The 23,028-nt window shown below is 71.3% G+C and carries 18 protein-coding genes; 4 read left to right on the top strand and 14 right to left on the bottom strand.

Translation table 11 applies throughout. The features are described from left to right. Positions 1–88: 88 nt before the first annotated feature. From OG992_RS24150 to OG992_RS24125, 6 genes are all read right to left on the bottom strand, one after another. Positions 89–1,198: a branched-chain amino acid ABC transporter permease gene (locus OG992_RS24150; RefSeq protein WP_266304381.1), complete on the bottom strand. Its 1,110-nt coding sequence runs from the start codon at positions 1,196–1,198 to the stop codon at positions 89–91. Then, the gene (locus OG992_RS24145) at positions 1,195–2,085 is read right to left on the bottom strand and encodes a branched-chain amino acid ABC transporter permease (protein ID WP_112584735.1); all 891 of its coding nucleotides are present in this window, start codon (positions 2,083–2,085) and stop codon (positions 1,195–1,197) included. The genes OG992_RS24150 and OG992_RS24145 overlap by 4 nt, the downstream gene beginning before the upstream one ends. Then, entirely contained in the window at positions 2,085–2,810 is a 726-nt protein-coding gene (locus OG992_RS24140; RefSeq protein WP_238684569.1) for an ABC transporter ATP-binding protein, read from the bottom strand. The genes OG992_RS24145 and OG992_RS24140 overlap by 1 nt, the downstream gene beginning before the upstream one ends. After that, positions 2,810–3,553, bottom strand: a complete 744-nt coding sequence (locus OG992_RS24135) for an ABC transporter ATP-binding protein (RefSeq protein ID WP_196929416.1) — start codon at positions 3,551–3,553, stop codon at positions 2,810–2,812. The genes OG992_RS24140 and OG992_RS24135 overlap by 1 nt, the downstream gene beginning before the upstream one ends. A gap of 2 nt (positions 3,554–3,555) precedes the next feature. Next, positions 3,556–4,755: a substrate-binding domain-containing protein gene (locus OG992_RS24130; RefSeq protein ID WP_266304380.1), complete on the bottom strand. Its 1,200-nt coding sequence runs from the start codon at positions 4,753–4,755 to the stop codon at positions 3,556–3,558. A gap of 447 nt (positions 4,756–5,202) precedes the next feature. Further along, positions 5,203–6,315 (bottom strand): glycerophosphodiester phosphodiesterase, encoded by a 1,113-nt coding sequence (locus OG992_RS24125; protein WP_266304379.1) that lies wholly within the window; start codon positions 6,313–6,315, stop codon positions 5,203–5,205. Between the two features lie 139 nt (positions 6,316–6,454). On the opposite strand from OG992_RS24125, the gene OG992_RS24120 reads away from it, so the two are divergent. Both OG992_RS24120 and OG992_RS24115 read left to right on the top strand, forming a co-directional pair. Beyond that, complete coding sequence (locus OG992_RS24120) at positions 6,455–7,789, top strand: TrkH family potassium uptake protein (RefSeq protein ID WP_238684566.1); 1,335 nt, start codon at positions 6,455–6,457, stop codon at positions 7,787–7,789. A 68-nt stretch (positions 7,790–7,857) separates the two neighbouring features. After that, positions 7,858–8,526, top strand: coding sequence for a TrkA family potassium uptake protein (locus OG992_RS24115; RefSeq protein WP_238684565.1), 669 nt, complete (start codon positions 7,858–7,860; stop codon positions 8,524–8,526). Between the two features lie 110 nt (positions 8,527–8,636). On the opposite strand, the gene OG992_RS24110 is transcribed toward OG992_RS24115, so the two are convergent. From OG992_RS24110 to OG992_RS24080, 7 genes are all read right to left on the bottom strand, one after another. Then, complete coding sequence (locus OG992_RS24110) at positions 8,637–10,292, bottom strand: serine/threonine-protein kinase (RefSeq protein ID WP_238684564.1); 1,656 nt, start codon at positions 10,290–10,292, stop codon at positions 8,637–8,639. 71 nt (positions 10,293–10,363) lie between these two features. Next, positions 10,364–11,926: a fused MFS/spermidine synthase gene (locus OG992_RS24105; RefSeq protein ID WP_266304378.1), complete on the bottom strand. Its 1,563-nt coding sequence runs from the start codon at positions 11,924–11,926 to the stop codon at positions 10,364–10,366. 36 nt (positions 11,927–11,962) lie between these two features. After that, positions 11,963–12,979 (bottom strand): hypothetical protein, encoded by a 1,017-nt coding sequence (locus OG992_RS24100; protein WP_238684562.1) that lies wholly within the window; start codon positions 12,977–12,979, stop codon positions 11,963–11,965. Positions 12,980–13,159: 180 nt separating this feature from the next. Next, positions 13,160–13,969: an inositol monophosphatase gene (locus OG992_RS24095; RefSeq protein WP_238684561.1), complete on the bottom strand. Its 810-nt coding sequence runs from the start codon at positions 13,967–13,969 to the stop codon at positions 13,160–13,162. Next, complete coding sequence (locus OG992_RS24090) at positions 13,962–14,414, bottom strand: response regulator (RefSeq protein WP_238684560.1); 453 nt, start codon at positions 14,412–14,414, stop codon at positions 13,962–13,964. Before OG992_RS24090 ends, OG992_RS24095 begins: the two co-directional genes overlap by 8 nt. After that, the gene (locus tag OG992_RS24085) at positions 14,411–16,144 is read right to left on the bottom strand and encodes an ATP-binding protein (RefSeq protein ID WP_266304377.1); all 1,734 of its coding nucleotides are present in this window, start codon (positions 16,142–16,144) and stop codon (positions 14,411–14,413) included. Before OG992_RS24085 ends, OG992_RS24090 begins: the two co-directional genes overlap by 4 nt. Next, the gene (locus OG992_RS24080) at positions 16,141–17,340 is read right to left on the bottom strand and encodes a PP2C family protein-serine/threonine phosphatase (protein ID WP_238684599.1); all 1,200 of its coding nucleotides are present in this window, start codon (positions 17,338–17,340) and stop codon (positions 16,141–16,143) included. The genes OG992_RS24085 and OG992_RS24080 overlap by 4 nt, the downstream gene beginning before the upstream one ends. A gap of 338 nt (positions 17,341–17,678) precedes the next feature. Between OG992_RS24080 and OG992_RS24075 the strand changes: the two genes are divergently transcribed. Next, entirely contained in the window at positions 17,679–20,051 is a 2,373-nt protein-coding gene (locus tag OG992_RS24075) for a M28 family peptidase (RefSeq protein ID WP_266305268.1), read from the top strand. A 52-nt stretch (positions 20,052–20,103) separates the two neighbouring features. Here OG992_RS24075 and OG992_RS24070 read toward each other — a convergent pair whose 3' ends face one another. Continuing rightward, positions 20,104–20,592: a hypothetical protein gene (locus tag OG992_RS24070; protein WP_238684558.1), complete on the bottom strand. Its 489-nt coding sequence runs from the start codon at positions 20,590–20,592 to the stop codon at positions 20,104–20,106. Between the two features lie 281 nt (positions 20,593–20,873). On the opposite strand from OG992_RS24070, the gene OG992_RS24065 reads away from it, so the two are divergent. Continuing rightward, positions 20,874–23,024: a tetratricopeptide repeat protein gene (locus tag OG992_RS24065; protein WP_238684557.1), complete on the top strand. Its 2,151-nt coding sequence runs from the start codon at positions 20,874–20,876 to the stop codon at positions 23,022–23,024. Positions 23,025–23,028: the final 4 nt, after the last annotated feature.

Raw genomic sequence — 23,028 nt, 5'->3', positions numbered from 1 at the left:
CCCCGTCGATCATGAAGCTATCGCCATTCGACGCGGCGTGTCATGGCAGTAACTTCATGATCGACGGGGTGGAAGCGGGTGCGAGCGGTCAGCGGCGGCGTGGGGGGCGGAGGGATCGGGTCAGGTGGGACAGGCGGGGAGCCAAACTGGTCAGACCACCTGGGAAGAAGTAGACAGCCAGGATGAAGACGGTCCCCAGGACGAACAGCGGCTGGCTCAGCGGACGGCTGAGGACGGCCGGCAGGTTGTCCACCGCGTCGCTCGTGCCGAAGGCGGTGAGCCGGTGATCCAGGTACATGTAGAGGACACCACCGAGCACCGGACCCCACCGGGTGCCCGGCCCGCCGAGCACCACCATGACCAGCAGCGACAGGGTCAGCTCGGACGACGTGATGTGCGGCGACGCGCCGCCGACGATCAGGACGTAGACCACCCCGCCCGCCGACGCCAACCCGCCGGCCAGTGTGAACGCCACCAGCTTGTAGCGGTACGGGTCCAACCCGAGCACGCCGATCCGCCGCTCGTCGTCGCGCAGCCCGGCGAGCACCCGACCGGTCGGTGACCCGCTCACCCGGTGCACCACGAAGACCACCAGGGTCAGGTACGCCAGCGCCAACCAGTACAGGTTGACAGTGTTCGTCACCCCCACCAGGCCGGCGGGCAACCCGGACACGTCCAGCGGCAGGCCCTCCTCACCGCCGGTGAGCCCGCCGAAGTCCCGGGCCACCAGGATCGCGCCGACCTGGGCGAAGGCCAACGTGACCATGGCGAACGCGATACCCACCGTCCGCAGCGCCACCGCGCCGAGCAGCGCGGCGAGGACGGTGCCGCCGGTGACGGTCAGCAGCGCCGCCTGCCACAGCGGCAGACCGGCCCGGGTGATGAGGATGTCGGTGCCGTAGACACCGGCGGCGAAGTACAGGGCGTGCCCGAAGGAGAGCATCCCGGTCCGGCCGAAGAGCAGGTCGTACCCGGCCGCCAGCCCGCCGAAGATCAGGCAGATGGCAAGCAGTTGCAGGGTGCCGGGTGAGTTGACCGGCCCCTCGAAGATCCCCGGCAGGGAGATCGTCGAGTAGGGCAGGATCGCCAGCACGACCAGTGCGACGAGCGGCAGGAACGGGCGGACCCGGTGCCACCGCCCCCGCTGCGGACTCAGTTCGTCGGGCACCTGCGCGCGAGGCGCGTCGATCACCGTCATGCCGTTGCCACCTTTCCGGCGATGCCCTGCGGGCGCAGCAGCAGCACCACGGCCAGCAGCCCGACCACGCAGATGTCGCCCAGCCCGGACGTGCCGTAGTAGTTGACGAACTGCTGCACCAGCCCGACCACGACCGCCGCGTACGCGGAGCCGACCACCGAGCCCATCCCGCCGATCACCACCACGATGAACGCGAAGATCAGCAGCGAGCCGCCCTGCCCGGGCGAGACGGTGCCGAAGTAGACCCCGCCGAGCGCTCCGGCGAGCGCGGCGGCCGCCCCACCGATCGCGAAGACCAACGTGAACGCCTTGCGGACGTCGATGCCCAGCGCCGTCACCATCTCCCGGTTCTCCACACCGGCCCGGATCACCAGGCCGTACCGGGTCCAGCGCAGGAACGCCAGGATCGCACCGAGCACCAGCACCGCCGCGATGATCAGCAGCAGGCCACCGTTGGGCACCTGCGCGCCGAAGATCCCGGTCACCTGCCGGGTCCAGTCCGGACGCGGGAACGGCCGGGCGTCCGCACCCCAGGTGGCCTGGAGCAACGCCACCCCGGCCAGCGACAGCCCGACGGTGACCAGCACCTGCTCGATGGTGCGGGAGTACAGCGGGCGGATCAGCACCAGCTCGACCAGGATCGCGACAAGCGTTCCGGCGGCCACCCCGAAGGCGACAGCCAACACGAAGCCGAACCCGTCCGGGCCGGCGCCGGGCAGGTTGCCCGCCGCCCACCAGGTGCCGTACGCGCCGACGCCGAGGAACAGCCCGTGCGCGAAGTTGAGCACGTCGGCAAGGCCGAAGACCAGGGACAGGCCGGAGGCGACCAGGAAGTACAGCGCCGCCAGGCCGAGCCCGGTCAACGCCAACAGGATCACGGTGCCCATCAGTGCTGCACCTCCGCCGAGCCGACCCCGAGCAGCGACTTCGTCAACGCGGTCTCCAACAGCAACTCGTGGGCGTCGCCGGTCCAGGCCACCTTGCCGGCGGCCAGCACGACCGCGTCGCGGGCCAGTCGGCGTACGACTGCCAGGTTCTGCTCGACCAGCAGCACCGGCACCGACTCCGCGACCCGTTCCAACACCTCGGCCACCTCGGTCACCACCTTCGGCGCCAACCCCTTGGTCGGCTCGTCGACGAGCAGCAGCCGGTTGTCGTTGAGCAGCACCCGACCGATGGCGAGCATCTGTTGCTGCCCGCCGGAGAGCGAACCGGCCCGTTGCCGTCCGCGTCGGTCCAGCTCCGGAAAGAGCGCGAAGACCTTGTCGTACGCCGGGGTGGTGCCGCGCCGCTCGGCGAGCCGCAGGTTCTCCGCGACGGTGAGGCCGGCGAACACGCAGCGGTCCTCGGGCACGTAGCCGAGCCCGCCGCGGACCAGCCGGTGCGTCGGCCGGGCCAGCAGACTCTGCGCGCCCATCCGGATGGTGCCGCGCACCTCCCCGGCGGGCGGGGTGAGGCCGACGATCGCGCGCAGCGTGGTGGTCTTGCCGACGCCGTTGCGACCGAGCAGAACTGTCACGCCGGTCGGGGCGACAGTGAACGACACCCCCTGGAGGATGTGCAGCCCGGAGATCCGGACCGACAGCTCCTCCACACTGAGGATCGGTTCCATCAGAGTTGCTCCCCCAGGTAGGCCTCTTGCACTGTGGGGTTGGCCATCACCGTCTCCGGGGTGTCGCAGGCCAGCAGCGCGCCGTGGTGCATGACGGCGATGCGGTCGGCCAGTTCCAGGATGACGTCCATGTGGTGTTCGACCATCAGCACCGCCCGGCCGCTGTCGCCGGTCAACGACTTGATGACGGCGACCAGCTCCGGCACGTCCTCGGCGCTGACCCCGGCCATCGGCTCGTCCAGCAGCATCACCCGCGGTTCCCCGGCGAGCAGCAGCGCGATCTCCAGCTTGCGCTTCTCGCCGTGGGCCAGGGTGCCGGCGAGGGCCGTACCCCGGTGGGCGAGGCCGACCCGGTCGAGCGCCGCGTCGGCGGCGGCGGCGACCTCCCGGTCGGCCGCCGCCCTCCGCCACAGCGCCATCGAGCCCCCGCGGTGCGCCTGCACGGCGAGCCGGACGTTCTCCCGCACGCTCAGCGAGCCGAAGACCGAGGACGCCTGGAAGGTGCGGCCCAGACCGAGGCGGGCCCGCCGGTGCGGCGGAAGCGCACCGATGTCCTGCCCGTCCAGGACGATCCGGCCCTCGGTGGCCCGGCGCAGGCCGGTGATCAGGTTGAACAGTGAGGTCTTACCGGCGCCGTTGGGCCCGATGACGCCCAGGAACTCCCCGGGCGCCAGATCGAGGTAGACGCTGTCGACGATGGCGACCTCACCGATCCGCCAGGTCAGACCGCGGGTGGCGAGCATGGTCAGCCCTTCATGGCCACGGCCGGCGGCGCGGTCTCGTCACCGGTGAGGCTCTTCTGCGCGGTAGCGGTGAACGCGGTGCCGCTGCCGGTCAGCTTGGCCTGGAACATCGGCTGGAGCAGCGCGTGGTCGGCGGCCCGGATGGTCATCTTGCCCTTGACCCCGTCGAAGCTCCAGCCCTCCAGGGCGGTGACCATCTTGTCGACGTCGTCCCCACCCTCCTGCGCGGCACGGACCACCATCTGCGCGGCGGCGAAGCCGTCCGGGTGGAACAGGTCGATGGTGTTGACAGTGGCCTTCAGCGCCTTGCTGGCCTCGGTGTCGCTGGCACCGTCGAAGTAGTGCGACAGGAAGGAGATCTTCGCGCCGGCAGCACCGAAGGTCGGCCACGAGGCCCGGATGTCCAGGCCGGTGACGACAGTGGTCGACGACAGGACGCCCTGCTGGTCGAGGGTCTGCCACATGGCCGGGGCGGTGGTGCCCGCCCACGCCACGAAGAGCAGGTCCGGCTTGGCGGCCTTGATCTGGCTGGCGAACGGGGTGAACTCGGTGGCACTGGCCGGAGCGCGGACGCTGGTCACTGTCGCGCCGGCACTGCCGATGACGGCCTTGACGGCTGCCTCGTTGGCGTCACCGAACGCGCCGTCCTGGGCGAAGACCACTACCTTCTTGCCGGCGGGATCGCCGATGAACGACTTGGCGGTCACCACGTCCTGGTAGGACTGCCGTCCGGAGCGGAAGGTGTACTTGTTCGCGCCGGTCACCGCGTCCGTGGCGGCCGGGCCGGAGATGAACAGGACCTTGTTCTGCGCCGCGATCGGCGCGACCTGGAGCGCCACACCGGAGGCGGTGGAGCCGGCGATGATCTTCGTGCCCTTGCCGATCAGGTCCTTCGCCGCGGAGACCGCCTTGGCCGGGTCGCCGGCGTCGTCGACCTCGGTCAGCTCGATCTTCCGGTCACCGACCTTGCCGGTGCCCTTGGTGGCGAAGTCCAGCCCCGCCTTGAACCCCTCGATGTACTGCTTTCCATAGCTGGCCAGGGCTCCCGACTGGGAGTACACCAGGCCGACCTTGACCGGCGCGGCACTGTCGCCGCCGCCGGTGGCGGTGTCCTGCGGGCTGCCACAGGCCGTGGCGGCCAGCGCCGCGGCCATCATCGTGGCGGCGGAGAGGAACGCCCGCCGCGTCGTCCGGACCGTCATTGCGACTCCACATGAGGACTCAGAGGGAGAGAACTTCTTCGTGACGGCTCACGCTAGAAGTGACGTCACCCACGAGCTATGTGGCGGAAACACACAAGTAACAGGAATGAGGTGGCCGGGGGTTACAACGGGCCGCACCACCAGCCGGGAACCCAGGCTCTCGATGGCCCGAACCCCCACGGACCACCCGAGCCATGTGTCGCCCTGCGCCATTCGCCCGGTTCGGCCAGGGGTACCCCTTCAAGATCGTGCTCGATCCTGGTTGTAGTGGCCTCGGAGGGCTGCCACACCACTACTTCCTGGATCGAGTGCGATCTTGCGGCGCGGGCCGCCCAGACATGCCGCTGGCCCGCCGTCCGGGTTGCGGAAGGCGGGCCAGCGTGTGGGCCGGGCGTGGTCGGCCCGGTGGTCGGCTCGGAGCGGATCAGCTCCGGGCCGAGATGTGGGTCAGCGGCCGGCGAGTGCGGCGACGGCAGTGTCCGGGTGGTCGCTGAAGACACCGTCGAGGCCCAGGCCAAGGAAGAGCTCGTACTCGGCGGTGATGTCGCCGCGCGCGTTCGGGTCGGCGCCGATCCGGAAATCCGCCGGGAGGAACTGGTTCTCGGCGCGGAACGTCCAGGAGTGCACGAGCAGGTGCTCCCGGTGCGCGTCGCGTACCACTGTGGTGGGGGCGAGCAGGGCGCCGGCGGCGTTCCGGGGGACGATCAGGTTCTTGTTCGCGCCGATGCCGTCGGCGTATCCGGCGATCCACTTCAGCCCGGCGGGCGTGACCAGATCCTGGTAGGTGCGGGCGTCATCGGCGGCGGTGAAGTCGTACGGGCGGCCCGTCGCGTCGAGCAGTTGAACGAGCTTCACGTCGGTGAGCCGGCTCAGGCGGCGCAGGTTGGCCGTCTCGAACGACTGGATGAAGACCGGCGAGTTCTTCCGGTCCAACCTGTTCTGCCGCAGCACCCGCAGCAGCGGTTCCTCCAACGGCAGTTTGATCGAGGCGAAGTAGCTCGGGTGCTTGGTCTCCGGGTAGATGCCGATGGTGCGGCCCCGTGCCCGCCCCTCGGTCCGGGCCAGGTCGATGACCTCCTGGAGGGTGGGCACCTCGAAGCGGCCGTCGAAGGCGGTGTTCGCCACGCGTACCTGCGGCAGCCGCTCCTTGGCCCGCAGCGTCTTCAGCTCGGCGAGTGTGAAGTCCTCGGTGAACCACCCGGTCACCGCGACACCGTCGATGGTCTTCGTCGCCTTGCGGGCCACGAACTCCGGGCGGGTCGACACGTCGGTGGTGCCGGAGATCTCGTTCTCGTGCCGGGCGACCAGCACGCCGTCGGAGGTGGAGACCAGGTCCGGCTCGATGTAGTCGGCACCCATCCGGATCGCCAACCGGTACGCCTCCAGCGTGTGCTCCGGCCGGTAGCCGCTGGCGCCACGGTGACCGATCACGATTGGTCGGTCGTTGGCCCGGGAGCGATCCGCGTTGGCAGTTGGTTCGGCCGCGGCCACGGTCGGCAGGGCCACGGCGGCGGCGAGCAGAGCGCTGGCCACGCCGAGGGTCGAAAGGGTACGTCGCAACGCCGTCTCCTGTCATCGATGGTCCGGGTAAGCAGACCGCCTGTGATTTGCCAGGAGTTGGTCGATGGCTGGCCGGCAGATGAATCTCCGGAATGCCCGTTCCCACTCCGGGGCCGCGGGCGGACAGGAAGATTGTCTGGTGCGCCGGTTCTTCCGCAATCCCGTGCGGCTGGTGCCGTTCGCGTTCCTGGTGCCGATCCTGCTCGGCACCCTGTTGCTCATGGCGCGCTGGGCGACCGCCGAACACGTACGCCCACCCGTGGTCACCGCGCTCTTCACCGCCACCTCGGCCGTGTCGGTCACCGGCATGGCCATCACCGACACGCCGAACTACTGGTCCGGCTGGGGACTGTTGGTGATCACCCTGCTCACCCAGCTCGGCGGCCTCGGCATCCTCACCGTCGCGGCGTTGGTCATCCTGGTGGTCTCCAGTCAGCTCGGGCTGCGCAACCGGTTGCTGGTGCAGGCTGAGACGGCGGAGTTCGGCATCGGTGACGTGGGCCGGTTGCTCCGCCGGATCGCGCTGACCGTCTTCGCCTGCGAGGCGGTGATGACAGTGCTGGTCGCCGGTCGGCTGTGGCTGACCTACGACTACCCCTTCGGGCAGGCCCTCTGGTCGGGCGTCTTCCACGCCGTGCAGGCGTTCAACAACGGTGGCTTCGCGCTCTACAGCGAAGGGCTGCTGGCCTTCAGCCGTGATCCGTGGGTCTCGCTGCCCCTGGCGATCGGCGCGATCATCGGCGGTCTCGGGTTTCCCGCGCTCTTCGAGGCGGTCCGCGAGTGGCGGCAGCCGATCCGCTGGGCGGTGGCGACGAAGTTGACCATCTGGGGCAGCGCGGTGCTCCTGCTGGTGGGCTTCGCTGGCCTGCTCGCCGCCGAGTGGACCAACGCGAGCACGATCGGCCAGTACGACGTACCCGGGAAGGTCCTCGCGTCGTTCACCCAGATCGCGCTGAGCCGCACCGGCGGCTTCAGCATCCTGGACATCGCCGCGCTCCAGGAGGAGAGCTATCCCCTGCTGATCGTGCTGATGTTCATCGGCGGCGGCAGCGCCAGCACGGCCGGTGGCATCAAGGTCTCCACGTTCTTCCTGCTGGCGTTCACCATCTGGGCGGAGTTGCGGGGTGAGCCCGACGTGACGATCGGGCACCGGCGGGTGGCCACCGCGAGTCAGCGACAGGCCCTCACCGTGGCGCTGCTCAGCGTCGCGTTGGTGACGGCCGGAACGATGCTGTTGCTGCTGCTCACCGAGGGCGTCCGCTTCGTCGCGGCGCTGTTCGAGATCACCTCGGCGTTCAGCACCACCGGTCTGACCATCGGTCTGGCCGCCGAACTGCCGGCCGGCGGCCAACTGGTGCTGACCGTGCTGATGTTCATCGGCCGGGTCGGGACGCTCACCCTGGGGTCGGCTATCGCCCTGAACACCCGACGCCGGCTCTACCGCTACCCCCAGGAGCAACCCATTGTCGGATAGGGCGTGTTTCGGAAGCGTCGGCCGGCCCGCACGTCGGGAACGCGCCAGTGGAAGCGGGGAGGGCCGAGGTGTCGGCTAGACGGGCGGACAGCGGCGGCATCGTGGTGATCGGGCTGGGTCGATTCGGTTGCCACCTGGCCGGGTCGCTGACCCGGATGGACCGCGAGGTGTTGGCCATCGACCGCAGCCCGGCGACGGTGCAGCGATGGTCGGCGCAGCTCGACCGGGTGGTTCAGGCCGACGCGACCGAGGAGGGGGCGCTGCGACAGTTGGGCATCACCGGTTTCGGGCGGGCGGTGGTGGCCATCGGGGCCTCGGTGGAGGCGAGCGTGCTCACCGTGTTGGCGCTGGTCGAGCTGGGTGTGCCCCAGATCTGGGCGCGGGCCACCTCGCAGAAGCACGCCAAGATCCTGGCGTCGGTGGGCGCGCACCACGTGATCTTCCCGGAGGCGGAGACCGGGGACCGGGTCGCGCACCTGATCGTCAGCCGGTTGCTCGACTTCATCGAGTTCGACGACGACTTCGCCATCGCCACCGTCCGGGTGCCGGAGTCCCTGGTCGGGCGCACGGTGCTCGACCTGAAACCGGAGGAGCGCTTCGGGGTACGCGTGGTCGGCGCCAAGCTGCCGGGCGAACGCTTCCGGTACACCTCCGACGACACCACGCTTCCCCAGGGTGGGGTGCTCATCGTCGAGGGTGGGATCGACCAGGTGCAGCGATTCGCGGGGATGCGCTGACCCTGCTGCCGGACCGGTCGGGGCCGTCGAACCAACTCATCCGACGGCCCCGAAGCATGGCGACGCGGTGTGGCCTGCCTACTTCTTCCGGTGACCACGCGGCCCCTTGGTCACCTTTCCGCTTTTCCCGGACCACCACCGTTGGCCTTCGCGGGCTTCGCCGGGGCCTTCGCGGGCTTCGCCGGCTTGGCCTTCGACGCGCCGCCGCCCGAACCGGAGCCGCTGGACCCCTTCGCCGCCTTGGGCGGGGCCTTCGTCGTGGCGGCCTTGCTCGGCGGCGCCGTGGACGGTGCGCTACCGGCGACGCCGGACACCCGAACCCCGCAGGTCGCCTCGCCCAGCCGGAACTCCACAGGCAACGGGTTCGCCCCGCTGTACCTACCCGTGAGGGTCACCTTCTCGGCCGCACCGGGGGCCAGCGTGGTGCGCTGGGCCGCCGGTCGGATCAGCACACTGCTCCCCTGCTGGTGCACCGGCGCGGGCTCCGCCTTCGTCACCTTCTGCTGCCCGGGAAAGGTGAAGCTCATCGCCCAGTCCCGCAACTCACGGCCACCGGTGTTGGTCAACGTCAGCTCAGCGGAGAACTCGGTGCCGGAGTCCGTGCGCAACGCGTACGCCACCTCGCAGGGCGCCGCCGCCGGCAGACCCATCCGAGCCTCGGTCGTCGGCCGGTCCCCTCCGCTGGCCGGGCTGCGCGACGTGAACCCCCACATCGCACCGGTGACCGCGATCAGCCCGACGGCGGCCACTCCGGCCTCCACCCGCCGACGCCGGGTCACCCGCTGCCGCGTCCGACGGTCCCGGTTGCGGGTCCGCGACAGCGGCAACGCGTCGGTCGCCGCCGACCAGGGCAGGATCGTGGTACGCGCACTGCCGAGCATTGCCGCGTCCAACGGCCCGGCAGCCGGGGAGACCGGCACCGCCGCGAGCATGCCGGCCGCCTCGGCGAGCGTCCGGGTCAGCTCGGCGGTGGCCGGCCGGTCGGCGGGCCGCTTCGCCAGGCATCGTCCGACCAGGTCGGCCACCCCGTCGGGCAGCCCCGGGACGGTGGGCATCGGCTCCGGGTCGTTGTACATGTGGGCGCGCAGCATCTGCGTGGTCGTGCTGGCCTGCCACGGCAGTCGGCCGGTGAGCATCCGGTAGAGCAGCAGCCCGACGGCGTACACGTCGGTGGCCGGGGAGACCTGGCCGTTGTCCAGCCGCTCCGGGGCGAGGTACGCGGGAGTGCCCAACAGCGTGCCGTCCGGGCCCTTCTCGCTCTCCCCGACGAGCGCGGAGATGCCGAAGTCGACAACCTTGACCCCGGTCGAGGTGAGCATGACGTTGCCCGGGGTGACGTCGCGGTGCACCACCCCGCGAGCGTGCGCGGTGGCCAGCGCCGAGCTGACCTCGGCGCCGATGGTCACCGCCTCCCGCCACGGCAGTTGGCTCTCCCGACCCAACCGGCTGGCCAGCGAAGCGCCGTCGACCAGCTCCATCACCACGTACGGCACGGTCAGCCCGACCTGCACGGACTCCCCGTAGTCGTACACGTTGGTGATGTTGGGGTGGCAGAGCCGCGCGGCGGCCTGCGCCTCGATCCGGATGCGGTGGCGGAAGGCCCGGTCGCTGGCCAGCCGAGACGCCAACACCTTCACCGCGACCTGGCGACCGAGCACCTCGTCGTAGCCACGCCAGACCACCGACATGCCGCCCGCGCCGAGCTGCTCGATCAGCCGGTACCGCTCATCGAGCAACTGCGCGCCGTTCCGGTCCCCACCACCCATGGTGAGCGATGTTGCCCAGGAACGGCCCGCCTACACCTGGAGTATCGGAATCGGTCAGGATTGTCACCCGATCAGGCGGTGGCCAGCAGTTGGTCCACCGGGGCGTAGTCGTCGGTCAACACAAGCGCCTCGCCGACGAAGTCCGTCAGCGCCGCACCGGACAGCAGGCTGACCTTTGGGTCCACCTCGGCCAACCGGGCCCGGACGGCTTCCAGCGGCAACGGCGCGTCGGAGCCGACGATGAGGAAGTTGGAGCCCTGCTCCTGGGCCAGTGCTTCCGGCGGCGCGATCAACGCGACGTGCCCGAACTCGGCGGTCACAGTGGCCAACTCGGCGCGGATGAACCGCAGCGGCGGGTAGTCGATGACGTTCTGCACGTACACGCCGCCGGGGCGGGTCACCCGCCGGACGTCGGCGGCCATCTCCCGGGTGGCCAGGTGCCAGGGCACCACCAGGTGCCCGAACGCGTCGCCGACCACCAGGTCACGGCTGTCGGTCGGCTCGCCGGCAACCAGCATCCGCGCGTCACCCACCACCGCCCGCAGGTCCGGCCCCGGTCGTACGCCCAGCTCCTGCTCACTCAGCTCGACCAGCCCGCCGTCGATCTCGAACACCAGGTTGTCGGTGCCCGGTCGGGTCGCGGTCAGGTATCGCGGCACAGTGAACCCACCGCCGCCCAGGTGCAGCGCGTCCAGGCGCTGACCGGCCGGCGCGGCGACGTCGCTGACCGCGCCGATCCACTTCGTGTACGCGTACTCCAGGTGTTTCGGGTCGGCGAGGTCCACGTACGAATGCTGGGCGGAGTTGAGCAGCAGCGTCCGCCCGGTGGGCCGGGCCTGGTCCTCGGTGACCCGGGCGCAGTGGTACGCGGTCTCGATGTCGCACGGGTTGGGCGCCACAGTGGTCAGCCCCGCCCCGGCCAGGCCGAGCACTGCCAGCGCGGCCCGGGCCCGGGCCGGACCGGGCAACTCGGTGGGCTCCTGCCGGCGCAGGTACCAGCCGAGGCCGATGCCGACCAGCCCGAGCACGAGCGACAGGGCCAGCAGGATGACGGTGCTGCGCAGCGCGGCGACCAGCACGAACCCGGTCAGCAGGGTCGCGGTGATGCCGCCGAGGGTGCCGATCCCGGAAAGTCGACCGACCACCTGGCCGGTGCGGCGCAGGTCGGCGAGCTGAAGTTTCACCACCAGCGGGGTGACAGCGGCCAGCAGCGCGGCCGGCACGAACACCGCCAACGCGACAAGCAGCAGGATGCCGCTCGCCGCACCGCCGCGCAGCACCTCACCGGCGTACCGGACGACGGGCAGGGTGACGGCGGTGGCGATGCCGGCCAGCACCAACGCCGGCGCCAGCAGGCCCCGCGGGTTGCGTCGGTCGGCCAGCCAGCCGCCGGACCACGCCCCGTAGGCGATAGCGGCCAACGCGATGCCGATCACCGAACTGGTGACCTGGAGGGTCACCCCGACATACGGGCCGACCAGGCGCAGCGCGACGGTCTCCAGCACCAGCACGGCGCCGCTGGAGAAGAAGACCAGGAAGGCGGCCAGGCCGTTGGGCAGCGCCCGGCCGGTGACCGGCACGGGCGGGGCCGGGGGTGCCGGCAGGGCCGCTACGTCGGACGGTGGGGAGCTCATCGTCGCGATGGTACGCAGCGAAGCTGGTGCAACGGGTCAGTACATCGAGAGATGAACATGGTTTGTGTGTGACGCCGCCGGAGAGCCGCTTCCGCTGTACGAGCGCCAACCCGTGCCGGGATGCCAGATCTGCCGGTACCAGATCACGTAGAGCACGCCCAGCCGGTCGGCGTTGCGCACGTGCCAGGCGGCCAGGCTGTCCCCGTACGACTTGTCGCCGCCGGTCGCGTTCTTGTCCTCGAAGCCGTTCGTGGCGGCCGAGAAGTCGCAGGCCCGGCCCTTCGGATGCTCGCCGCCGCCACCGCTGCGCTTGCAGGAGACGTGCCGCTTGTAGCCGGCCGCCTGGGTCTGCTTGAGCGCGTTGAGGGTGCGTGGGGTGATGCACCCGGAGGTGGTCGGGTCCTTCACCGAGCAGGACTCCGACGGCCAGGACCCGTCGGAGTTGCGCGGCGCCGGCTTCGCCGAGGCGGAGCTGCCACCACTGAAACCGTTGCTGCCGCCGGAGCTGACCTCGGCGAGCGCCTCCTCGGCTTCTTTCTTCTTCTTCGCCATCACGGCGAGTTGCTTCTGCTGCTCGCGGACCTCGGCGTCGATGGCGACCTTGGCCTGCTGCGCCTGCTGCCGGGCTTCGGTGAGGTCACGCAGCCGCTTGCTGTCCCGCTGGGCCATCAGGTCGAGGTCGCCCGCGCGTTGCAGGAACGCCTCCGGCGTGGCGGTGTTGAGCAGCATCGAGACCGCGCTCAGCCGACCCACCCGGTACGACTGGGCGGCCACCTCGCCCACCTGGCTGCTGAGCCCGACCAGCCGACCCTCCAGCGTCGTCAGCTCGCCGGTCAGCGCCGTCTGGCGACGCTTGGAGTTGTCCAGCTTGGCCTTGGCCTCGATGTGGCCCTTGGCGGTCAGCTCCAGTGCGTCCTGCAACTTCTTGCTGCCACCCTCGCCAGGCTCCGCGTACGCGGGCACTGCGGCACCGCCGAGCGCCAGCGCGACGGCGGCGAGCACGGCGAACAGGGCGCGGCGACCGAGCCGCGGGCTGAGCCTGGTCCTGGGCACGAAAGCGTCCTTCCGTCGACCGCCGGCCCCCGATGAACACTGCACGGCGGCGCCGGTCGGCGGCCTGCTGGCGGAGACCGCCGGTCACGATACCGGATCGTGGGCCGGTGACCAGCCCACTGACCCTCCGGCTGCCCCGATGTCGACGGAGCGTCCCAACGTGGTCGCGCAGCGCGCGGATCAGGTGCTGAGGAGCGCGTCGCGCACCTCGGCCCAGACCTGCTCGTTGGCGGCGACGAGCAGACCGCGGCCGTCGTCGGCGGGGTGGTAGTCGACGCCGTCGAACCGGCGGGCGACACCCCCTGCGGCACGAACCAGCACGGTGCCCGGGGCGTGGTCCCAGGGCAGGGTGCGCCAGAAGAGGGTGAACTGCTGCTCGCCGGTGAGGATGTCCAGGTACTCCCGACCGGCGCAGTGCAGGCCGGGCAGCAGCTCACCGAGCCGCCGCCCGCCGGCGCGGACCCGGTCGCGGGTCTCCGGCGGCAGGAACTTGGTCATCGCCGCGCCGCGCAGCTCGCCGAGCGGCGGCACCGTGCCGGTGCCGTCCACCGGTCGACCGTTGAGCAGTGTGCCCTCGTCCACCGAGCCGGCGGCGAGAGTGCCGGCGAGCGGGTCCAGGATCCAGCCGGCGGTCGGCCGCCCGTCGGTCAGCAGCGACACCATCAGGGCGAACGGCCGGCGACCGGCGGCGAAGTTGGCGGTCCCGTCGACCGGGTCGACCAGCCAGACGTCCCCGCTGTCGCGGAGGTGCCGCAGCAACCCCGGATCGTCGGCGACACCCTCCTCGCCGACCACCATCGAGCCCGGCCGAAGCCGGCGCAGCCCCGCCGAGAGCAACTCCTCGGCCCTGCGGTCTGCGACGGTGACCACCTCGCCGGGCGCCTTCTCCGACACGTCATCGTCGTCGAGCTTGCGGAACAGTGGCAGCACGACCTGGTCGGCGGCCTCCCAGAGCAGGCCGCCGACGTCGTCCAGCAGGGTGTCAGCCACGCGGCGGCAGCTTGACCACGCTGACGAAGAACTCGTCGATCTGACGGACCACCGAGATGAAGCGCTCGAAGTCCACCGGCTTGGTCACGTAGGCGTTGGCGTGCAGCTGGTAGCTGCGCAGGATGTCCTCGTCGGCCTGCGAGGTGGTGAGCACCACCACCGGGATCCGGCGCAGGCTCTCGTCCTTCTTGATCTCTTCCAGCACCTCCCGGCCGTCGCGCCGGGGAAGGTTGAGGTCGAGCAGGATCAGGTCGGGCGCCACCGCGTCGGCGTACTGACCCTCCCGGCGCAGGTAGGCGAGCGCCTCGGCCCCGTCGGAGACGACGGTCAGCCGGTTACGCAGCTTGTGTTCCTCGAACGCCTCCTGGGTCATCAGCACGTCACCCGGGTCGTCCTCGACGAGCAGGACCTCGATCGGGCTCTTGCCATCCGCCGGCGCGGTCATCCCACCGTCTCCCTCATGTCACCCGTTCTACCGCTTTCCAGCGTCTCGTCGGCCCGGTCCGGCTGGTCCGGCCCGTCAGCCTGCTCCGTCGGCGCTGCCGGGGCCTCGGTCGAGGGAGTCGTGTCGCCCACGGTCGGGGCGTTCGGCTCCCCCTCGGCATCGGCGGCGGTAGCCGCCGCGACGTCCTCGGGAAGTGCCGGCAGGGTGAACCGGATCGCGGTGCCCTCCGGCACGTCGGTATCCACCCAGACCCGGCCGCCGTGGTACTCGACGATCTTCTTGACGATTGCCAACCCGATGCCGGTTCCCGGGTACGCGTCCTTCGAGTGCAGCCGCTGGAAGATCACAAAAATCTTGTCGGCGAACTCCGGCTCGATCCCGATGCCGTTGTCCTGGCAGGTGATCTCCCACTCGGCGCCCACCAACCGGGCCGAGACGTGCACCTTCGACGGCACGTCCGGGCGGCGGAACTTGATCGAGTTGCTGACCAGGTTGGCAAGCAGGTTGGTGAGCAGCGGTTCCTCACCCGAGATCACCGGCAGTTCGGTCCAGGTCAACTCGGCGTCCGCGTACTGCCGGGCGGCCTCGGTCTGGCCGGCCACGTCGCCCATCACCTTGTTGAGGTCGACCTCGACGAAGCCGGTGGTGAGCCGCCCGATCCGGGAGAACGCGAGCAGGTCGTTGATCAGGCGCTGCATCCGTTGCGCGCCGTCCACGGCGAACGCGATGTACTGGTCGGCCCGCTCGTCGAGCTGCCCGGCGTAACGCCGCTGGAGCAGCTGGCAGAAGCTGGCGACCTTACGCAGCGGCTCCTGCAGGTCGTGCGAGGCCACGTACGCGAACTGCTCCAGGTCACGGTTGGACCGGGTCAGCTCCTCGGCCTGCTTCTGGAGTTGACTGTTTACCCACTCGATGCGCTCGCGGGCGGCCCGGACCTCGGCCAGGTCGGCGGCGATCTTCTGCCGCATCGCGTCCACGTCCTCGCCGAGTCGGATGAACTCCGGCGGGCCGACGGTGGCGATGCGGTGCTGGTAGTCGCCCTCGGCGACCTCGCGGACCTGGGTGGCGAGGCCGGTCAGCGGCCGGACCACCATCCGGTCCAGCGAGAGCAGCAGCACCGCACCGGCCACGACCACCACCAGGGCGGCCACGATCAGCAGGACGACCAGCACGTTGCTGCTGGTACGCACGTCGGTGGCGGTCTGCTCCCGGGCGGCCAGGACCTCGTCCTGGAGGTCGTTCACCGCCGAGCGCACCTCGTCGAACTGTTGCCGGGCCGACTCGGTGACCAATGCCTGGCCGGCGGTGGTGCCGCTCTGCTCGGTGGTGGTGATCACCGGCTCCGCGACCGACCGTCGCCACTGCGCGACACGCTCCTCGACGGTCCGCAGCTCCTGGCTGATCTCCGGATAGTCGTCGAGCAGCGTCCGCATCGAGGCGGTGACGCTCTGCTCCTGGGCGAGCCCCTCCCGGTAGGGGTTCAGGTCGTCCCGGTCGCCGCTGACCGCGTACCCGCGGATCGCCGTCTCCTGGTCGAGCAGCGCGTTGAGCAGTTCCTGGGACTGCACCCGCAACGGGCCGGTCTCGTTCAGAACCGCGTCGATCTGGGTGCGGTTGCGGGCGGCCATCGCCGCCTCCGCGCTGGCCAGCCCGATCAACAGAAAGCCCACGACGGTGAGCAGGGTGATGACCCGGCGGCGCAGACTCCAGCCGCCGACGACCGGCTTCACCGGCCATCACCCCGACTGACCAGCAGCATGGCCACGTCGTCGGCGAGCGGGCCACCGTTGAGCCGCTCGGCCCGCCCGACCAGCCACGCCGGCAGCTCGGGCAGCGACACCGAACGGCTGGCCGGCTCGTCCAGCAAGCCACTGAGGCCCGGTACGTCGAGCCGTTCGTTGCCGGCGCCCACCCGCCCCTCGATCAGGCCGTCGGTGTACATCAACAGGGACCAGTCATCGGTGTCGAACTCCAGGTCGTAGGCGATCGGCCGGCGAGGTCGTACGCCCAGCAGCAGGCCGCCGGGCGCGGGCACCGGGGCGACCCGGCCGCCGGAGAGCAGCAACGGGGGCGGGTGCCCGGCCAGTCGGACGGTGGCCCGGTTGGCGTCCAGGTCCAGTCTGACGGTGGCCACCGTCGCGAAGATCTCTTGGAGGCGGCGCTCACTCATGAGCACCTGTTCCAGGGCGGGCAACACCTCGTCGTCCGGCACCCGGGCGAGCACCAGGGCGCGCCAGGCCACCCGCAGTTCGACCCCGAGCGCGGCCTCGTCCACGCCGTGCCCGCAGACGTCGCCGACGATCAGGTCGAGGCGGTCCGGGTGGGTCTGCACCACGTCGAAGAAGTCTCCGCCGATCAACGCGGCGTGCCGGCCCGGCCGGTAGAAGGTGTGCACAGCGACCTGGTCGGTCGTCATCAGCGGTTGGGGCAGCAGGCCGCGTTCGAGTCGGGCCGACTCGGCCTGGCGCAGCTCGACCTCGCGCAACCGGCGGGCGTTCTCGTCGGCGCGCTTACGCTCCACGGCGTAGCGCAGCGCCCGGGTCAGCAGCACCCCGTCGACCTGACCCTTGACCAGGTAGTCCTGGGCGCCCTCGGCGACCGCCACGACGCCCAGGTGCTCGTCGGTGCGGCCGGTCAGCACGCACACCGCGGCGCCGCTGGACATCTCCAACACCTGGCGCAGCCCGTCCAGCCCCTGCGCGTCGGGCAGGCCCAGGTCGAGAAGGACGCAGTCGACGTCGTTGATCCGCTGCCGCGCCTCGCGGAGGCTGGTGGCGACCAGCAGGTCGATCATCGAGTTCGTCTCGGCGAGCAGCTCACCGACCAGGAAGGCGTCGCCCTCGTCGTCCTCCACCAGCAGCACCCGCAACCGCTCGCCCGGCGGCAGGTTGGCGTGCCGCGCCAGGCCACCGTGCGGGTACGGCACAACTGGGGAACCGGCCAAGCCGGCCCCCCGGTGCGGCCGGGTCACCGCCGCGAGACGCGGGAGTTCGCTGGTGATGTCGGGCTCCTTCCGAGTGCCCTGCTGATCCTGTATTAGACAACGGTCGCACACAACACGATGCCTGCGGCGCGGGCGGGGATGGGGCGCATCACTGCTCGGCCGTGGACAAACCGGGCGGCTGACGGACGCGGGACCTACCGGCCGTCCCATCCGCAGCCCCCGACGGGCAGGATGATCCCACCCCAGGCCCCACCACCCCCCGAGGAGCTCCCGTGGGCGCACCCACCACCCCGGCCACGACGGGCACGCCGTCCCGTCCGATTCCGGGCGTACCCCCTGCCGGCCGCGCGCTGACCCGGCCGCGTCGGCGGCTCGTGGCCGCCGCGGCAGCGCTGGTCGCGCTGGCCGCGGTCGGCGCCGGCAGTCTGCTCGACCTGCGCACCCCGGCCCCGAAGTCGGCCGACGCGCCGGCTGGCGCGTTCAGCGCCGGCCGCGCGTACGAGGACGTCCAGGTGATCGCCGCCCGACCGCACGTCGCCGGCAGCCCGGCCAACGAACAGGTCCGCGCGCACCTGGAGCAGCAGTTGCGGGGGCTGGGCCTGGAGACCGAGGTGCAGGACACTGTGGCACCGGAGGCCGGCCAGCTCAGCGGGGCGGCGGGCGGGGCGACACTGGCCCGGGTCCGCAACGTGGTGGCCCGGCTGCCCGGCACCGACTCGACGGGTCGGGTCTTCCTGGTCTCCCACTACGACTCGGTGCAGACCGGGCCGGGCGGCAACGACGACGCGGCCGGCACGTCGACGATCCTGGAGGTGGCCCGCGCGCTGACCACCGGCCCCCGGCCGCGCAACGACATCGTCTTCGTGCTGACCGACGCCGAGGAGGCGTGCCTCTGTGGCGCGGCCGCGTTCGCCGCCAGCCACCCGCTGGCCGCCGACGGCGGTGTGGTGCTCAACCTGGAGGCGCGGGGCTCCACCGGGCCGGTGATCATGTTCGAGACGTCCCGGAACAACGCGAAGCTGGTGGACATCTTCGGCCGGGCCGCCCCACACCCGGTCGGCACCTCGTTCGCTGTGGAGATCTACCGCGCGTTGCCCAACGACACCGACTTCACCGCCTTCCTCGATCAGGAGTTCGTCGGGCTGAACTCGGCGTACATCGACGGGGGCGCGATCTACCACACGCCGTTGGACACCCCGGCCTCCATGGACCGCGGCAGCCTCCAGCAGCACGGGGACAACGCGTTGGGCCTGGCCCGGGAGTTCGGTGGCACCGACCTGACCGACCTGCGCTCCGGGCACGACGCCACCTACTTCCCCGTCCCCGGCGGGCTGGTCCGCTACCCGGGCTGGCTCACACTGCCGCTGGCCCTGCTCGCGGTGGCACTGGTTGCCGCCCTGGGCTGGCTGACCCGCCGGAGCGGCCGGGCCAGCACCGGCCGGCTGGCCGCCGGCTTCGCGCTGGCCCTGGTGCCGATCGTCGCCGCGCCGGTCGCCGCCCAACTGCTCTGGCTGGCGATCACCACGATCCGACCGGGGTACGCGGAGCTACTCGACCCGTACCGGCCGATCTGGTACCGGCTGGCCGTCCTGGCACTCGCCACCGCCATCCTGTTCACCTGGTACGCGCTGACCCGCCGCCGGATCGGCCCGGCCGCGCTCGCCGTCGGCGGGCTGGCCTGGCTGGCAGTGCTCGGGGTGCTGCTCGCCGTGGCGGTGCCGGGTGGGGCGTACCTCACCACGGTGCCGGCGCTGGGCGGCGCCCTCGGCGGGCTGGTCGCGCTGCGTACCCGGCAGACCGGACCGTGGCCGGTGGTGGCGGTGACGGCCGCCGCGGCAGTGGGTGTGGTCATCCTGCTGCCCACAGTGGTGCTGCTCTTCCCCGCGCTGGGGATGGCCATGGGCGGGGTGGCCGCGCTGGTCGCGGTGCTGCTCGGCCTGGTCGCCCTGCCGGTGGTCGACCTGCTGCACCCGCAGGCCGGCGGCCAGCGCGGTCTGCTCGCGCTGCGGGCCCGGCGGCTCGCGGCGCTGCCGGCCGGCGCCGCCGCGGTGGCGGCGGTGGTGCTCGCCGGGGTCGGCCTGGGCGTGGACCGGTTCGACGCCGCCCACCCCGCTCCCACCCACCTGATGTACGCGATGGACGCCGGCACCGGCCAGGCCCGTTGGCTCAGCCACGAGAGCGACCCGCAGCCGTGGACGGACGGCTACGTGGACGGGGTCACCGACGTCGGCGATGACTTCCCCGGGCTCGGCGACGGCGAGCTGCGGGCCGGCCCGGCGCAGTCGGCGAACCTGCCGGCACCGAAGCTGGAGGTGGTGGCCGACGCCACTGCGGGTGGCGAGCGCACGCTGCGGCTGCGGCTCACTCCGCAGCGGGCGGCCCGGCTCGCCACCCTGCACGTCGACACGTCGACCGCCACCGTGCTGCGCGCCGACGTGGCGGGGCGGTCGGTGCCGGTGGAGCCACGAGCGGGAAAGTGGGGCTTCGGGCTGGTGTTCCACGCCCCGCCAGCGGAGGGCGTCGAGGTCGCGTTGACGCTGCGTCCGATCGCCGGGCAGGTCGCGCTGCGGGCCATGGACGCCAGTGACGGGCTGGACGCGCTGCCCGGCTTCCGCCCCCGGCCGCCGGCTGTCGGCGTCGTCGGGTCGCACAGTTCGGAGATGTTGGCGGTCGCCCGCACCTATCCCCTCTGAGATGAAAGGGTGGTCCGGCGGGAGCTTTCTTCCGCCGGACCACCCTTTTCGATCAGCCCACCGGTTCGGGTTGGCCGGCACCGATCCGGTGCCAGCGATTACCGTCGTGGTCGGTGAAGGTGAGGTCCACCAGAACGGTGTCGGCCGAGCGGAGCCGGTGCTCCGCCGCGACTGTGACGAAGAGGTCGTGCACGTCGCGGCCGGGGATCCGACGGACCTGTTTCGCCGCGGCCAGCCCGACCGGCGGGGCGTCCGGATCGTCGGGCGGGACGAGTCGAGCCAGCACCACCACGTCCAGCACCGGGGCGTCACTCTCGTTGGCCACGGCGACCCGCAGCACCGAGGTGCCGCGAATCTCGGCCACCGCCGAGACCAGCCGAGCCTGGGTGGCCCGGACCCGCAGATCGTCGTTGCGGCGGGCACGGATCTCCCGCCGCAATCCGAGGTAGACGAAGAGCACACTGGCGATGGAGCCGACCGCGCCGAACCAGTCCGGCACGGAACCCCAGTCGACGACGTCCTGGATTGGCGACCAGTTCATAAGTCCATCGTGGATGCCCGTGTCGAGTGCCGCGCACGGCGGATCGGCCGGAATCAGCAGCGAATTGGGAATTACGGCACTGATTTTGGTCAGCCGGGGGGCCTGAACGGAGAGTGTGCAACCCAGTACGGGGGTGGATACGCTTGCTGTCGACATGGTGCGGGCGGCAATCCCTCCGACTGTCCACCATTTGGACAGGATCAAACGCCGCAGCCCCATTGTGAATTCGCCACCGAAGGGGGACCGCATTGACTGCGGACGTTCCACCCGAGGATGCCGGCGTGCCTCGGCCTGCGTACGACCGGCCGAGTCGGGTCTCCGTCGACCCACCGCTCGGACGACTGGACAGCCCGCTGCACGGGCGCGACGACCTGATCGGCGAGATCGTCCGGCCGGGCCAGAATGCCGGGGGCCCGCCCTCGGTGCACATCCTGTGCGGCATGGGCGGGTCCGGCAAGAGCCACGTCGCGCTGGAGATCGCCCGCCGGGCCCGGGCCGACGGCCGTACGGTCTGGTGGGTGCAGGCCGGGCGGCTCAACTCCGGGATGCGGGAGGTGGTCAGCCAACTCGGCGCGTCGGAGACCCAGGTCGACCAGGCGTGGGCCGGGATGATCAGCGCCACCGACCTGGTGTGGCGCTACCTCAACCAGGCCGCGCAGCCCTGGTTGTTGATTTTCGACAGTGCGGACGAGCCCGCCAGCCTGGGCCCCACCGACGGAGTGCTCGCCGACGGCACCGGCTGGCTGCGCAGCCCGGAGGCCGAAGACGGCATGGTCATCGTTACCAGCCGGGACGGCAACCGGGCCACCTGGGGCACCTGGTCGGTGCTGCACCAGGTGCGCCCACTCGACGCCGACGCCGGCGCGAAGGTGCTGATCGACCGGGCCGGCGCCCAGGCCGGCGGCCTGGCCGACGCCCGGGAACTCGCCCGGGAGCTGGGCGGGCTGCCCCTCGCCCTACGCGCCGCCGGTAACTACCTGCGGTCGGTCAACGCCAGCCCGGTCTGGCGCGGCTCATCCACCATCACCACCTTCGCCGACTACCGGACGGCCGTGCAGCGTCGGTTCCGCTCACCGCGCGACGCCGCCGACGTCGACCTCGACGAGTCCCTCGGCCTGGAGATCGTCCGCGAGGTCGACGACATCTCACTGGACCTGCTGGCCCGCCGCCAGCTCCAACAGAGCCGGCCACTGCTCAACGTGCTGGCCTGCCTGAGCATCTCCCCGGTGCCCTACGAGGTGGTGCTCAAGCCGGCCATCCTGGCCGAGTCGCCGCTGTTCAAGGGGCTCACCGGCCGGCAGCGGGTGAAGGTGCTGGAGGGCATCGGCAACCTGGCCCTTGTCGACTTCGACGTGCAGGAGGAGGTCACCGACCCGGCGTTCGCGCACGTGCTCTCGCTGCACCCACTGGTGCACGCGATGTTCCGCGACCGCGACGAGGTGCGCGAGCAGATCGCCGAGTACCACGGGCTGGTCATGAAGCTGCTGCTCGCCGCCACCGAGGGGCAGAACCCGGACGACTCGGCGGCCTGGACCAACTGGGACGTGCTGGTGCCGCACCTGGTCGAGGCCGTGCGGGAGTACCTCGTGCCGCAGAAACACAAGCACGACCCCGAGACGGTACGCCGCGCGCTGGAGCTGACCCGGCTCACCGCCCGCTACCTCATCGCGGTCGGCCTACCCGGCTCGGCCTTCGACATCCTCGACCCGATCGTGCGCGGTTGTGCCGCGTACGACCACGACCTGGACCGGCCGCAGGTGCTGGCGCTGCGCCACGAGCTGGGCCGCACCTGGCTGGAGCGCAACCAGCCGGAGATGGCCGACCGGGTGCTCCGCGAGGTGATCGCGGACCGCACCAGGGTGCTGGGCAGCGACGACGCCGACACCCTCGCCAGCCGGCACAAGCTCACCAAGGCGATCATGGCGCAGCGCCAGTGGCCGGAGGCCGAGCTGGAACTGCGGCAGATCGTCGCTGCGGAGGACCAGGTACGCGGCCCGGAACACTGGGACACCATGATCGTGCGGCACAGCCTGGCGCTGGCGGTGCTGGCCCAGCAACGGGCGCCCGAGGCCGAGGAGATGCTGCACGCCATCCTGGAGGTCCGCTACCGGTTGTGGCCGCTCAACCAACCGGAGACCTGGCAGGCCCGACACACGCTGGCTCGCTGCATGCAGGCGCAGGACCGGCTCGACGAGGCGGAGGCCGAACTGCGGGCCACCCTGGCCACAGTCGAACCTCGGCACGCCGACCGCAGCGAGGTGCTCGCCATCCGATCCACCCTGGCCCTGGTGCTGCTGCTCGGGGAGCAGGTCGACGCGGCGATCGAGGTGTACGAGCAGTTGCTGGCCGACCGCCGGCGACTCCTCGGCGACACCCACCTGGACACCCTCCAGGTGGAACACGCGCTGCGCCGGCTGCGCGACGGCGACTGACCGG

The organism is Micromonospora sp. NBC_00362 (genome assembly GCF_026342155.1).
Lineage (GTDB): Bacteria > Actinomycetota > Actinomycetes > Mycobacteriales > Micromonosporaceae > Micromonospora > Micromonospora hortensis.
This window is presented reverse-complemented; position numbering and strand designations above follow the sequence as displayed.

Bases quoted from the DNA above. Each gene is read 5' to 3' on its own strand.
- OG992_RS24150 (WP_266304381.1), bottom strand. From the start codon at position 1,198: ATGACGGTGATCGACGCGCCTCGCGCGCAGGTGCCCGACGAACTGAGT.
- OG992_RS24145 (WP_112584735.1), bottom strand. From the start codon at position 2,085: ATGGGCACCGTGATCCTGTTGGCGTTGACCGGGCTCGGCCTGGCGGCG.
- OG992_RS24140 (WP_238684569.1), bottom strand. From the start codon at position 2,810: ATGGAACCGATCCTCAGTGTGGAGGAGCTGTCGGTCCGGATCTCCGGG.
- OG992_RS24135 (WP_196929416.1), bottom strand. From the start codon at position 3,553: ATGCTCGCCACCCGCGGTCTGACCTGGCGGATCGGTGAGGTCGCCATC.
- OG992_RS24130 (WP_266304380.1), bottom strand. From the start codon at position 4,755: ATGACGGTCCGGACGACGCGGCGGGCGTTCCTCTCCGCCGCCACGATG.
- OG992_RS24110 (WP_238684564.1), bottom strand. From the start codon at position 10,292: ATGGGTGGTGGGGACCGGAACGGCGCGCAGTTGCTCGATGAGCGGTAC.
- OG992_RS24105 (WP_266304378.1), bottom strand. From the start codon at position 11,926: ATGAGCTCCCCACCGTCCGACGTAGCGGCCCTGCCGGCACCCCCGGCC.
- OG992_RS24090 (WP_238684560.1), bottom strand. From the start codon at position 14,414: ATGACCGCGCCGGCGGATGGCAAGAGCCCGATCGAGGTCCTGCTCGTC.
- OG992_RS24070 (WP_238684558.1), bottom strand. From the start codon at position 20,592: ATGAACTGGTCGCCAATCCAGGACGTCGTCGACTGGGGTTCCGTGCCG.